We start from the raw sequence: 12,614 nt of genomic DNA, 5'->3' as shown, positions 1-12,614 counted from the left end.
CGATAGCGGGACTGCGGAATGTGCCGCTCGGTGTTTACGTGGTGTTGGACCGTTCCGGGAACCCCCTGTCACGGAGGTGTGCGCCATGCAGGACGCCGCACAGCGGCTGAAGAACATCGCCGAGCGACTGCTCGGCACCGAACTCCCGGTGCGCCTGCGCGCCTGGGACGGCTCGGAGGCCGGTCCCCCTGAGGCCCCCGTACTCGTCGTACGCAGCCGGCGCGCCCTGCGCAGGCTGCTGTGGAAGCCGGGCGAACTGGGGCTCGCGCGCGCGTGGGTCGCCGGTGAACTCGACGTCGAGGGCGACCTCTACGAGGCGCTCGACGTCATGGCCGGACTCATCTGGGAGCGGGAGCCGGACGCGGACGGCGAGCACAGATCACTCGTCCAGGCCCTCAGAGACCCCGAGGTGCGCGCCGCCGCGGCGGACCTGGCCAAGCTGGCAGGCCCCTTCCCGCCACCCGCCCCGCCCGCCGAGGAAATGCGCCGCAGAAGCCGCCTCCATCTGCACACCAAGGGCAGCGACAGACAGGCCATCAGCCACCACTACGACGTCGGCAACGACTTCTACGAGCTGGTCCTCGGCCCCTCGATGGTCTACTCGTGCGCCTACTGGGAGTCGCCCGGCGCCACGCTCGAATCCGCCCAGCGCGACAAGCTCTCCCTCGTCGCCCGCAAGCTCGGCCTGCGGCCCGGCATGCGCCTGCTCGACGTGGGCTGCGGCTGGGGCTCCATGGCCATCCACGCCGCCCGCGAGCACGGGGTGAGCGTCGTCGGTGTCACGCTCTCCCAGGAGCAGGCCGCGTACGCCAGGAAGCGCGTCGCCGACGAGGGACTCACCGACCGCGTGGAGATCCGCGTCCAGGACTACCGCGACGTGCGCGACGGCCCCTACGACGCGATCTCCTCCATCGGCATGGCCGAGCACGTCGGCTCGGCCCGCTACCTGGAGTACGCGAGCGACCTGTACGCCCTGCTCAAGCCCGGCGGGCGGCTGCTCAACCACCAGATCGGCCGGCGCCCCCAGGAGGACGAGTCGGCGTACGAGGTCGACGAGTTCATCGACGCCTACGTCTTCCCCGACGGTGAGCTGGCCCCGGTCGGCACGACCGCCGGGCTCCTGGAGCGCGCCGGGTTCGAGGTCCGCGACCTGGAGGCGATCCGCGAGCACTACGCGCTCACCCTGCGCCAGTGGGTGCGCAACCTGGAGGCCCGCTGGACCGAGGCCATGAAGCTGGTCAGCCCCGGCCGGGCCCGCGTCTGGCGCCTCTACATGGCCGCCTCCGCCCTGAGCTTCGAGCGCAACCGCATCGGCGTCAACCAGATCCTCGCCGTGAAGACCCCGCAGAGCGGGGCGTCGGGGATGCCGCTGCGGGCCCGTACGTGGAACTAGCGTCTCAGTGAGCCGTACGTGGCTGGGGGCGCCCGGTGATGACCACCGGGCGCCCCCAGCCACGTAACCCCTTCGCCGCCGCTACTCGGCCTTGATCGCCGAAAGCATGTTCAGGCGGGCGGCGCGGCGGGCCGGCCACAGGGCGGCCAGGATGCCGACGACCGCGGCGAGCGCGAGGAAGACGCCCATCCGGCCCCAGGGCAGGATCAGGGTGTACGTCGACATGGTCTTGCCGATCAGCTCGCCCGCGGCCCAGCCGAAGAACACGCCGAGGCCGATGCCGAGCACGCCGCCGAAGAGCGAGATGACCAGGGACTCCAGGCGGACCATGCGCTTGATGCCCTTGCGGTCGATGCCGATCGCGCGGAGCATCCCGATCTCCTGCTGACGCTCGAAGACCGACATCGCCAGGGTGTTGATGACGCCGAGGACGGCGACGACGACCGCCATGGCGAGCAGGCCGTAGAGCATGTTCAGCATCAGCGTGAACATCTGGGCCACCTCGTTGGAGATGTCCTGCCGGTCCTGGATCTTGATGGCCGGGTTCTCGCCGAGCGCCTTGGTGAGCTTGTCCTTCGTGGCGTCGGAGGCGCCGCCGGAGGTCTTCACCATGACCTGCATGTCCGAGACGCCGTCGGTCATGTGCGGGGTGAGGGTCGGGGAGTCGACCATGATGCCGCGGATCATGTCGTTGGCCTCGTAGACGCCCGCGACGGTGAGCCGCTGCTTCTTGCCGTCCTCATAGGTGACGGTGAAGGCCGAACCGGCGCTCCAGTGGTGGTCCTCGGCTGTCGCGTCGTCGACGACGACGCGCGTGCCGCCGACGGTGAACTCGCCGTCCTTCACGGGCAGTTCGACGAGCTGCCCGATCGTCTTCCCGTTGACACCGGTCAGGTCCTCGCCGGAGCCGCCGATCACGGCGGGCGAGTTGGACAGGCCGCTGGTGGCGGTGGTCCCGGCGGTCTTGTCGAGGCTCTCGCGGACGTCGGAGGAGAGCGAGTTCCCGTTCGCCATGGAGACGACGTAGTCGGCCTTGATGGCGTCGGCGGCCATCTTGTTGATCGCCGACTGCACGCTGCCCGCGATGACCGTGAGGCCCGTGATCAGCGTCAGGCCGATCATCAGCGCCGAGGCGGTGGCAGCGGTGCGGCGCGGGTTGCGGACCGAGTTGAGGCGGGCCAGCTTGCCGGAGATGCCGAAGACGCGAAGCAGCGGGGAGGCGGCGGCGATCAAGGGGCGGGAGAGCAGCGGGGTCAGGATGAAGACGCCGATGACGAGGAGCGCGGCGCCGAGCGCCATCGGGGCCTGGCCCGCGTCGCCCTTCATGGTGGTCGCGGCGAGCACGGCGGCGGTGCCCGCGGCCGAGACGAGCGAGCCGAGGGTGTTGCGCAGGATCAGCGACTTGGCGGTCGGGGCGGCGTGCACCGCGTTCATCGCGGCGACCGGCGGGATCCTCGCGGCGCGGCGGCCCGGCAGCCAGGCGGCCAGCATCGTGATCAGGACGCCGACGACCAGCGCGGAGACGACCGTGCCCATGGAGATCACGAGCGGGCCGTCCGGGATGATCGCGCCCGTGCCGTTCATCAGGGAGCGCATGCCCGCGCCGATCCCGACGCCGACCGCCAGACCGGTGACGGCGGCGACGGCGCCCACCACGAACGCCTCGATCAGCACGGAGCGCGTGACCTGGCGGCGCGAGGCACCGACCGCGCGCATCAGGGCCAGCTCCTTGGTGCGCTGGGCGACCAGCATCGTGAAGGTGTTGGCGATGATGAAGATGCCGACGAAGAGCGAGACACCGGCGAAGCCGAGGAGCAGCTGCTTCATGGAGCTCATCGACGAGGAGATCATCTCGGCCTGCTCGTCGGCGAGGTGCTGACCCGTCTCCGTCTCCACGTTCTTCGTGCCGAGCGCCTTGTCGAGCCCCGCCCGCAGCTGGTCCTGGGTGGTGCCCGGGGCGGCCCGCACGTCGATCTCGTCGTACGTGCCCTGCTTGTGGAAGAGCCGCTGCGCGGTCGCCGTGTCGAAGAGGGCGAGGGAGCCGCCCGCCGTGACGTTGCCGTCGTCGGTGGTGAAGACGCCCGTCAGGGTCGGGGTGAGGACCGGCCCGTCGACGGACATCCGGACCTGGTCACCGACCCTGTACCCGGCGCGCTTCGCCGTCTCGGCGTCGAGCGCGACCTGGTCCTTGCCGTGCGGGGCCGTGCCCTCCTTGAGGGGGTAGCGGCTGTCCTTGTCGCCCCAGTAGTTGCCGCCCTTGGTGGAGAAGCCGTTGCCGACCAGCTTGCCGTCCTGGTCGGCGACGGCGGCGTACCCGCTGAGCACGCCGGTCGCGGAGGCGGCGCCGGGCACGCTCCGCGCCTTCTCGAGCGTGGCGTCGGTCAGCTCGATGTCCTCACCGACCTTGTCGTCGGTGCCGTCCTTCCAGCCCGGCGTGACGGCCACGTCGACCTGGTCGAAGCCCTTGGACGAGGACTTCTCCAGGGCGGAGGAGATGGTGTTGGTGAAGACGAGGGTGCCGGAGACGAAGGCGACGCCGAGCATGACGGCGAGGACCGTCATGAGGAGGCGGGCCTTGTGCGCGAAGACGTTGCGCAGGGCGGTACGGAACATGGGTTTCTGCCAGTCCAGGGGTTGGCGGGGCGCCCTCGGCCTGTTCGCCGCAGGGGCTGCTGTTTCGTGGGCGGACGCGCGTGCGTCATGGCTGGGCGCGCGGTTCCCCGCGCCCCCTCGGGCCGCTGACGCGCGCCTGGGTCAGCTGGTGCGGCCCTTGGCGTCGAAGCGCTTCATGCGGTCCAGGACCCGGTCCGCCGTCGGCTCGTACATGTCGTCGACGATGCGGCCGTCGGCCAGGAACACGACGCGGTCCGCGTACGCCGCCGCCACCGGGTCGTGGGTGACCATGACGACGGTCTGGCCCAGTTCGCGTACGGAGTTGCGCAGGAAGCCGAGGACCTCCGCGCCGGAGCGGGAGTCCAGGTTGCCGGTGGGCTCGTCGCCGAAGACGATCTCCGGCCGGGAGGCCAGGGCACGGGCGACCGCCACGCGCTGCTGCTGGCCGCCGGAGAGCTGGGACGGGCGGTGACGGAGGCGGTCGGACAGGCCCACCATGTGGATCACGTTCTCCAGCCACTGCTTGTCGGGCTTGCGGCCCGCGATGTCCATGGGGAGCGTGATGTTCTCCAGGGCGGTCAGCGTCGGCAGCAGGTTGAACGCCTGGAAGATGAACCCGATCTTGTCCCTGCGCAACTTCGTGAGCTGCTTGTCCTTGAGCGAGCCCAGCTCGGTGTCGCCGATGCGGACCGAGCCGGAGGAGAAGGTGTCCAGGCCCGCGACGCAGTGCATCAGCGTCGACTTGCCCGAGCCCGACGGGCCCATGATCGCGGTGAACTCGGCCTGCCGGAAGTCGATGGAGACCCGGTCGAGGGCGACCACCTGGGTCTCGCCCTGTCCGTAGACCTTGGAGAGATCCGTGGCGCGGGCGGCCGCCGTGGTGGTCCGGCCGGCGAGGGGGGTGGTGGTCACGGGAGGGCGCTCCTGTCGGGACGACTGCTGGGGACGTTTCCATCGTCCCGGCCGCCGGAGCGCGTGTAGTCAGCCGCTGATCCCGTTCCTGGGGGCGACTTCGGTCGGACCGTGCGGGGCGGTGTCATACCTGGGGATGACACGGATCCCTGAGAGGGGCGCACTTGCGCGGCTCCCCGGCGGGCGGTGAAATTCCGTCAATCCCCGGCGACGGGCCGTCAACCGTGGAAGGGCCCCCGGCAAGTGCGTATGGCCACTGTCTTGTGCTGATGCACCCTCAGACGCCAATAAAATAAGACAACATCGGGCCATCGGCCCGCTGGCCGGGGGAGGCCGCCGGATAGGCTCGGACGGTCTACGCGGAGCCCCACAGCCTGCCCGGATGGTGGAATGCAGACACGGCGAGCTTAAACCTCGCTGCCCTTCGTGGGCGTACCGGTTCAAGTCCGGTTCCGGGCACCTCCGACTTCCTTTCCCCTTCCCCTCACTTTTGAGGGTCTTGCCGCCGGTACACGCACGCCCCGGCCCACCGGTGGCAACCTGCTGCCCTGACACGAACGGGAACCGGCGCGGACACGGGGGAGTGGCTCATGCGCGGAAGGGTGCTGTTCCAACACGCGGTGGTGGGGGCGGCGGCGACAGCGGTGCTCGGCGCGGGCGGGTGCGCCGGGAGCGGCTCGGGAGGCGGCGACGGCCCAGGGGGCGGGGGAACCGTCGGCTCGTCGCTCGCGCAGCCCGCGGGCGGCGGCAGCGTCGACGGTGAGATCACCGGGGGCGGAAGTGACGGCGACGGTGGCGGCGGCGATCCTGGTGTCCCGTCGGTCGCCCCGCCTCCCACGGACACCGGCCCGGACCCCGGCACGGGCCCCGGAGTGAGCGGGAGCCCACCCCCGGCCGGCTCCCCCACCGGCCCCTCCGGCTGTGTGGACCCCAGCGCGGCGACGCCGGGCGCCTCCTGTTCCGAGCCGCCGCCCCCTTCCCCGGAGACCACGCATCCCACGACACCGGAGGGCGCAGGGCCCACGCCGGGGGAGACCGGTGGGTCCGGGGAGGGGTGAGGCAAGGGCCGGCGGCCTGGCATCGGCGCCGGTGAGCGGGCGGGGGGCCCGATGACCGGCTCCGTACCGCCGCCGCCCTCCTACCCGCCAAGGGTTCCGGCGCCGGGACCCGGACCCGCGGCGCCGCGGCCCCCGCCCGCCGACCCGGCACCCGCCCGCGGGATCCGGCTCGACCTGGTCAACTCCCTCGTCGGGGCCGCCTCGTTCGTCGGCGGGCTCATGTTGTACGCCGGGTACATCTACACCAACGCCTACTTCGGGTACTTCCGGCTCGATACGTTCGCTGTCGGGTTCGACACCTTCGAGTTGGTCATGCGGAGCTTGCGGCTTGCCACGTTGCCGGTGCTGGAAGTGCTCACCTTGTTGCTGCTCGCGCCCGCGCTGCCGCGGCTGCTCGCCGCGCTGCGGGTGCCCGCGCACCATGTCGAGCGGGTGCGGGGCGCGGGGCGCGCGGCGGCCCGCGCGCATCTCGTGCCGGTCGCGGCCGGCGCCGTACTGCTGTCGCTGTGGCGGTGGGTCCAGCCGTACGGCTGGGTGGCGCCGCTGCTCGTCGCGGGCGGGCTGCTGCTCGGGCAGGCGCAGGCGGCGGGGGCGCGGGCCGGCTGGGAGCGCGCGGTGTCGCTGCTCATGGCGGGGCTGTTCCTCATCTGGGCGGTCGCCCTGGTCGCCGGTGCCCTCGGCCGCCAGGACGCGGAGGCCGACGCGCGGCTGATCGTGCGCCGCCCTTCCGTCGTCGTCCTGAGCGCCGACCGGCTCTCCATCGCGCCCCCGGGCCCGCGCGGCCAGGACCTCGGCAAGGCGGCCCACTACCGGTACCGCTACGAGGGCCTGCGGCTGCTCGTCGAACGGGACCACAGGTACTACCTGCTGCCCCTGGGCTGGGAGCGCCGGACCGGCCCGATCTACGTCATCGAGGACGACGACAGCGTCCGGATCGAGATCAGGCCGGGCGTCCTGACCCATTGACACCGGCGGAGCCGACGGCAGATGATCCCGCTGAACCGCACGTGAACGAAAGTTCGCCAGGCGAACGCTGGCAGTGGAGAGGGACCGTATGCGCACCACCGTCGGGATCATCGGAGCGGGCCCCGCGGGCCTGCTGCTCGCCAGGCTGCTGCACAACGCCGGGATCGACTCCGTCGTCCTGGAGAGCCGCGACCGGGCCTACGTGGAGCGCCGCCAGCGCGCCGGGATCCTGGAGCAGGGCACCGTCGACGTACTGCGCGCCGCGGGCGTCGGCGCGCGCATGGACCGCGAGGGCCTGCCGCACGACGGCATCGAGCTGCGCTTCGACCGCCGCCGCCACCGCGTCGACTTCCCCGGCCTGACCGGCGGCCGGTCGGTGATGGTGTACGCGCAGACCGAGGTCTGCAAGGACCTGATCGCCGCCCGGCTCGCCGACGGCGGCCCGCTCCTCTTCGAGGCGGAGGCGCTCGCGGTCGAGGGCGCCGAGAGCGACACCCCGCGCGTCCGCTACCGCCACGAGGGCAGCGAGCAGGTTCTGGAGTGCGACTACGTCGTGGGGTGCGACGGGTTCTGGGGCGTGGCCCGCGCGGCGGTGCCGGAAGCGCTCTCGGCGACGTACGAGCGCACGTACCCCTTCGGCTGGCTCGGCATCCTCGCCGACGTCGCGCCCTCCCACGACGAACTGGTCTACGCACGCAGCGACCGCGGTTTCGCCCTGCTCTCCATGCGCTCCCCGACGGTCACGCGCGCGTACCTGCAAGTCCCCGAGGGCACGGACGCCGACGCCTTCACGCACGAGGAGATCTGGGACGAGCTCGACCGGCGTCTGGAGGTCGACGACCCGGACTGGCGCCTCGCCCGCGGACCCATCACCGCCACATCCGTCACGCCCATGCGCAGCTACGTGCACGAGCCCATGCGGCACGGCCGGCTCTTCCTCGCGGGCGACGCGGCCCACATCGTCCCGCCGACCGGCGCCAAGGGCCTCAACCTCGCCGTCGGCGACGTCGTCACCTTCGCCCGCGCCCTCACCGCCCACCTGGCCGAGGGCGACCCCACCCTGCTCGACGCGTACTCCGCCACCTGCCTGCGCCGCGTCTGGCAGGCCGAGCGGTTCTCGTACGCGATGACGACGATGCTGCACCGCGCGCCCGACGCGACCGCGTTCGACGACCGGATCCAGCTCGCCCGGCTCGACCGCGTCACCACGTCGCGCGCCGCGGAGACCGATCTCGCGGAGGCGTACACCGGATTCCCGCTCTGAACGCTCTGAACACTCTGAACGCTCTGAGCGGGCAATGTGCCGCCTGTGCGCGGAACAACAGGAGTACCCCGCACGTTGTGCGGTAACAGGTCGGGAAAGATCCTCCCTGAGCACTAGGGCCAGATCTTTGCCAGCCTATTACTCTTGTGGCAAGGCCATACACGGTGGCCATGGAGGAGTGAAATGAGGAGCAGCAACCCGGTCTTCTCGCGACGGGGATTCAGCCGCGACAACGGCTACGCGCAGTTCAACGCGCAGCCGCAGGCCGGGGGCCCCGCGGTCGGTACGCAGGCCAACCCGTACGGCCAGGCACCCGCCGGCAACCCGTACGCGCAGAACCCCTACGCGCAGCAGGACGTGCAGTACGGCGCCCCGCAGGCGCCCGCCACCACCGGCCGCATGACGATGGACGACGTCATCATGCGCACGGCCACCACCCTCGGTGTCCTGATCGTCACCGCGGCGCTCGCCTGGGCGCTGCTGCCGGTCGACGACGCCAACATCGCGAAGTCGTACGGCATCGCGATCGGCGCCGGCCTCGTGGCGATGGTGCTCGGCTTCGTCCAGGCGTTCAAGCGCTCGGCGTCCCCGGCGCTGATCATCGGCTACGCGGCGCTCGAGGGTGTCTTCCTCGGCGTCGTGTCGAGCGTCGTCGACAACCGCATCGCGAGCGGTGCGGCCATGCAGGCCGTGCTCGGCACGATGGCCGTCTTCGCCGCCGTCCTCATCGCCTACAAGGCGGGCTGGATCCGGGTCAACCGGCGCTTCTACGGCTTCGTGATGGCCGCCGCGATGGCCTTCATCCTGCTCATGGCGGTGAACCTGCTGTTCGCCGTCTTCGGCGGCGGTGACGGCCTCGGCTTCCGCAGCGGCGGCCTCGGCGTTGTGTTCGGCGTCGTCGGCATCCTGCTCGGCGCGTGCTTCCTGGCTCTGGACTTCAAGCAGGTCGAGGACGGCATCGCGTACGGCGCCCCGAAGGAAGAGGCGTGGCTCGCCGCCTTCGGTCTGACCATGACGCTGGTCTGGATCTACATGGAGTTCCTGCGGATCATCGCGATCCTGCAGGGCAACGACTGACCGGTCGCCTCATGAGTCGAGGGCCCGCGCACTCCGGTGCGCGGGCCCTCGCCGTTTGTGTGTGGGGGAGTCGGGTGGTCAGCCGAACCGTCGAGCGGCGCGCCTGAGGTCGTACTCGTGGATGATCGCTTTGGCGTGGCCGTACGCGAGGTCGTGCTCTCCGCGGAGCCAGCTCACTTTCTCTTCGAAGCGAAGAAAGCAGGGGCCCTCTTCGACGGTGCGCAGCCAGTCGGAGATCTCACGACCGGTGCAGTGGGGGATGCGAGCCAGCAGATTGCGGTGGGTCTCCGCGTAGAAGACTTGGGACATCGGCGCCTCCGGAACGCTTCGATGTTGCCTGTCCTTTCCCGCCACCGTGCCTGAGCGCCGCACGCTTGTAAACAGCTACAGTCGCCGAGTGCTTGATACGACGTCATTGACCGCCGCGGTGGACCAGTTCGCGGACCGGCTGCGGGCCGCGCCGCAGAGCCGGCTGCAACGGGGGGCCGCCGCGGAGGCTTTGGCCCTGGCCAGAGAGTTGTCCGCGCGGGCGCAGCGGTTGGAGGAACCGGGGGCGCCGGTGCGGGAGATGCCCGACGCCGGGATGTTCGCGGCGGCGGACCAGGTGACGGTCGCCGCGCGGGACCTGGCGGTCGCCCTCCGGGAGGAGGGCGGACTGGCGGACGCCGTCGACCTCGTCGAGGCCGCCATGAAGCGGGCCGGGGTCTGACCTCCTCGGTCTCGGCAGGATCCGGCCCTTCGGTCCTGGCCGGGATCCGATCCTTCGGCCCCGGCCGGGGTCAGGCCGACGCTATGACGCGGTCCGCCAGGATGTAGACGTTGTCGCCCGCGCACTCGAAGGTCAGGGCGTACGCGCCGGAGACGCCGGAGCCGCCGAGCAGGACCGGGCTGTCGCCGTCGCGCAGGGCCGCGGCGAGCTGTTCCGCCGTCTCGCGGTGGCCCGGGGTCATGCACAGTGTCGTCCCGTCGGCGAAGACGTAGACGTCGAGGGTGCCGAGCGGCCCCGGACGGACGTCGGACAGGGCGGTGCGGGTGTGCGCCAGCTCCTCCAGGCACGCCACCGTGCGCTCGTGGTCGCTGACGACCGGTGACTGGACGGGGACGAAGCCGGGGTGCGAGGGGTGGCGGCGCCGGGCGGCGGCCAGCTCGGGCGATTCACCCGCGAACTCGTCCTCGGGCTCGAGGGCCGACTCGACGACCGACTCGACCACGGGCTCGACGACCGGCTCCAGACCCGCGAAGTCGGACTGGCGCGGCATGAAGAAGTCGCCGCCGAGCACCTCGTCCAGGGACGCGCCCCCGCCGAGACCGCCGCCCGCCAGGAACGGGGGCAGGTCCGAGGTGTCCCGGGCCTCCTGCGCGGCCCAGAACGCCCGCGCCTCCGCCAGCTCGCGCTCCCGCTCCTCGGCGAGGGCGTCGGCGACGGCGACCCGTATGGCGTCCATGTCGGCGTTCAGGTCCGAGGCGGTGCGTGCGGCGGGCACGCCCGGGTGCGCGCCGGTGGCACGGGCACGTGACACCTCTTCGCGCAGGTCCGTGATCTGTCGTCGCAGACCCCGGACGTTGTGCAGGGTGGCGGCGCCGACGGCCGTGGCAGCGGCCGTGGCGAGCAGCAGTGCAAGAGGGATGGCGCTCACTGACGTACTCCCGGTTTCAAGTCGACCCCCGACTTCCTACATCAGCTTGAAGCCTGGACGAACCCGCTGTCAGTGCATTACGTCACGAAATGGACAGGTCTTTTGGCCAGGCGTTTAGCCCACATATGGTCCGGGTACCGCCCTGACCTGCGAAATCCCTCTCCCCCGAGATGTACGTCACATCCTGGGGGAGATTGGATCACGATTGCATAGCCGGATTCAGGACAGCGGGGTGCTGGCCGGCTCCGGGATCAGCTGAGGCGCTCGACGACCATGGCCATGCCCTGGCCGCCGCCGACGCACATCGTCTCCAGGCCGAACTGCTTGTCGTGGAACTGGAGGCTGTTGATCAGCGTGCCGGTGATGCGGGCGCCGGTCATGCCGAAGGGGTGGCCGACGGCGATGGCGCCGCCGTTCACGTTCAGCTTGTCCTCGTCGATGCCGAGGTCGCGGGCGGAGGGGATGACCTGCGCGGCGAACGCCTCGTTGATCTCGAACAGGTCGATGTCGCCGACGCCGAGACCGGCCCGCTTCAGCGCCTGCTTGCTCGCCTCGACCGGGCCCAGGCCCATGATCTCGGGGGAGAGACCGGAGACGCCGGTGGAGACGACGCGGGCCAGCGGGGTCAGGCCCAGCTCCCGCGCCTTCGTGTCGGACATGATCACGAGGGCGGCGGCGCCGTCGTTCAGCGGGCAGCAGTTGCCCGCCGTGACCATGCCGTCGGGGCGGAAGACCGGCTTGAGGCCCGCCACGCCCTCCGTCGTCACGCCGGCGCGCGGGCCGTCGTCCTTGCTCACGACCGTGCCGTCCGGAGTGGTGACCGGGGTGATCTCCCGCTCCCAGAAGCCGTTCTTGATCGCTTCCTCGGCGCGGTTCTGCGAGCGCACGCCGAAGGCGTCCATGTCCTCGCGGGTGACGCCCTTCAGGCGGGCCAGGTTCTCGGCCGTCTGACCCATCGCGATGTAGGCGTCCGGCACCAGACCGTCCTCGCGCGGGTCGTGCCAGCTCGTGCCCTCCTGCTCGGCGACCGCGGCGGTACGGGCCTCGGCCTCGGCGAAGAACGGGTTACGGGTGTCGGGCAGGGAGTCCGAGTTGCCCTTCGCGAAGCGCGACACCATCTCGACGCCCGCCGAGATGAAGACGTCGCCCTCGCCCGCCTTGATGGCGTGCAGCGCCATGCGCGTCGTCTGCAGGGAGCTGGAGCAGTACCGGGTGACCGTGCAGCCCGGGAGGTGGTCCATGCCCATCTGCACGGCCACGATGCGGCCCAGGTTGTTGCCCTGCTCGCCGCCGGGGAGGCCGCAGCCGAGCATCAGGTCGTCGATGTCGCGCGGGTCCAGCTCCGGGACCTTGGCGAGCGCGGTCTGGATGATCGTCGCGGTCAGGTCGTCGGCGCGCAGGTCCTTCAGGGAGCCCTTGAACGCGCGGCCGATGGGGGAGCGGGCGGCTGAGACGATTACGGCTTCGGGCATCACGGCTCCAGGGGTTTCTGGCGAAAGGCAGGACCGCTTGGGAAGTTACCCGTACGTATGGCGGGGGTCACGGGTGTGGGTGTGTGACCCCTGCCGCATTTTTCTAAGCGCTTGCTCAGGGCTCCGCCGGTTCGGCCGGGTCCTTGTTCCGGCCTGATGGGTCGGCGGCCGGGGCCCGGGTTTCGGGGCTCCGCCCCGGACCCCGCTCCTCAATCGCCGGAG

General features: G+C 71.2%; 10 protein-coding genes and 1 tRNA gene. 6 read left to right on the top strand and 5 right to left on the bottom strand.

Annotation, left to right across the window (positions count from 1 at the left end; all coding sequences use genetic code 11):
* The first annotated feature begins 85 nt into the window (after positions 1–85).
* Positions 86–1,393, top strand: coding sequence for a class I SAM-dependent methyltransferase (locus tag ACH4RC_RS24100; protein WP_398204355.1), 1,308 nt, complete (start codon positions 86–88; stop codon positions 1,391–1,393).
* An 81-nt stretch (positions 1,394–1,474) separates the two neighbouring features.
* Here ACH4RC_RS24100 and ACH4RC_RS24095 read toward each other — a convergent pair whose 3' ends face one another.
* On the bottom strand, positions 1,475–4,006 hold the full coding sequence (locus tag ACH4RC_RS24095) for an ABC transporter permease (protein WP_398204353.1): 2,532 nt from the start codon (positions 4,004–4,006) through the stop codon (positions 1,475–1,477).
* A gap of 141 nt (positions 4,007–4,147) precedes the next feature.
* Complete coding sequence (locus ACH4RC_RS24090) at positions 4,148–4,918, bottom strand: ABC transporter ATP-binding protein (protein WP_398204351.1); 771 nt, start codon at positions 4,916–4,918, stop codon at positions 4,148–4,150.
* Between the two features lie 376 nt (positions 4,919–5,294).
* On the opposite strand from ACH4RC_RS24090, the gene ACH4RC_RS24085 reads away from it, so the two are divergent.
* The 4 genes from ACH4RC_RS24085 (at position 5,295) to ACH4RC_RS24070 (ending at position 9,283) form a co-directional block, all read left to right on the top strand.
* Positions 5,295–5,377 (top strand) — tRNA-Leu (locus ACH4RC_RS24085).
* A gap of 650 nt (positions 5,378–6,027) precedes the next feature.
* Positions 6,028–6,942, top strand: coding sequence for a hypothetical protein (locus tag ACH4RC_RS24080; protein WP_398204349.1), 915 nt, complete (start codon positions 6,028–6,030; stop codon positions 6,940–6,942).
* An 88-nt stretch (positions 6,943–7,030) separates the two neighbouring features.
* Positions 7,031–8,206 (top strand): 4-hydroxybenzoate 3-monooxygenase, encoded by a 1,176-nt coding sequence (locus ACH4RC_RS24075; protein ID WP_398204346.1) that lies wholly within the window; start codon positions 7,031–7,033, stop codon positions 8,204–8,206.
* A gap of 183 nt (positions 8,207–8,389) precedes the next feature.
* Positions 8,390–9,283, top strand: coding sequence for a Bax inhibitor-1/YccA family protein (locus ACH4RC_RS24070; RefSeq protein ID WP_398204343.1), 894 nt, complete (start codon positions 8,390–8,392; stop codon positions 9,281–9,283).
* Positions 9,284–9,361: 78 nt separating this feature from the next.
* Here ACH4RC_RS24070 and ACH4RC_RS24065 read toward each other — a convergent pair whose 3' ends face one another.
* Positions 9,362–9,592, bottom strand: coding sequence for a DUF4287 domain-containing protein (locus ACH4RC_RS24065; protein ID WP_361071810.1), 231 nt, complete (start codon positions 9,590–9,592; stop codon positions 9,362–9,364).
* Positions 9,593–9,680: 88 nt separating this feature from the next.
* Here ACH4RC_RS24065 and ACH4RC_RS24060 point away from each other — a divergent pair, with 88 nt between their 5' ends.
* Entirely contained in the window at positions 9,681–9,992 is a 312-nt protein-coding gene (locus ACH4RC_RS24060; protein WP_398204340.1) for a hypothetical protein, read from the top strand.
* Between the two features lie 70 nt (positions 9,993–10,062).
* Here the strand turns inward: ACH4RC_RS24060 and ACH4RC_RS24055 are convergent, their stop codons facing one another.
* Together ACH4RC_RS24055 and ACH4RC_RS24050 are read right to left on the bottom strand one after the other, a co-directional pair.
* Positions 10,063–10,920 (bottom strand): hypothetical protein, encoded by an 858-nt coding sequence (locus ACH4RC_RS24055; RefSeq protein ID WP_398204338.1) that lies wholly within the window; start codon positions 10,918–10,920, stop codon positions 10,063–10,065.
* Positions 10,921–11,171: 251 nt separating this feature from the next.
* The gene (locus ACH4RC_RS24050) at positions 11,172–12,392 is read right to left on the bottom strand and encodes an acetyl-CoA C-acetyltransferase (protein ID WP_398204336.1); all 1,221 of its coding nucleotides are present in this window, start codon (positions 12,390–12,392) and stop codon (positions 11,172–11,174) included.
* Positions 12,393–12,614: the final 222 nt, after the last annotated feature.

This window comes from Streptomyces sp. NPDC016845, assembly GCF_044332585.1.
In the GTDB taxonomy this organism is placed as follows: domain Bacteria; phylum Actinomycetota; class Actinomycetes; order Streptomycetales; family Streptomycetaceae; genus Streptomyces.
This window is presented reverse-complemented; position numbering and strand designations above follow the sequence as displayed.

Bases quoted from the DNA above. Each gene is read 5' to 3' on its own strand.
- ACH4RC_RS24075 (WP_398204346.1), top strand. From the start codon at position 7,031: ATGCGCACCACCGTCGGGATCATCGGAGCGGGCCCCGCGGGCCTGCTG.
- ACH4RC_RS24070 (WP_398204343.1), top strand. From the start codon at position 8,390: ATGAGGAGCAGCAACCCGGTCTTCTCGCGACGGGGATTCAGCCGCGAC.
- ACH4RC_RS24050 (WP_398204336.1), bottom strand. From the start codon at position 12,392: ATGCCCGAAGCCGTAATCGTCTCAGCCGCCCGCTCCCCCATCGGCCGC.
- ACH4RC_RS24065 (WP_361071810.1), bottom strand. From the start codon at position 9,592: ATGTCCCAAGTCTTCTACGCGGAGACCCACCGCAATCTGCTGGCTCGC.
- ACH4RC_RS24095 (WP_398204353.1), bottom strand. From the start codon at position 4,006: ATGTTCCGTACCGCCCTGCGCAACGTCTTCGCGCACAAGGCCCGCCTC.
- ACH4RC_RS24080 (WP_398204349.1), top strand. From the start codon at position 6,028: ATGACCGGCTCCGTACCGCCGCCGCCCTCCTACCCGCCAAGGGTTCCG.
- ACH4RC_RS24100 (WP_398204355.1), top strand. From the start codon at position 86: ATGCAGGACGCCGCACAGCGGCTGAAGAACATCGCCGAGCGACTGCTC.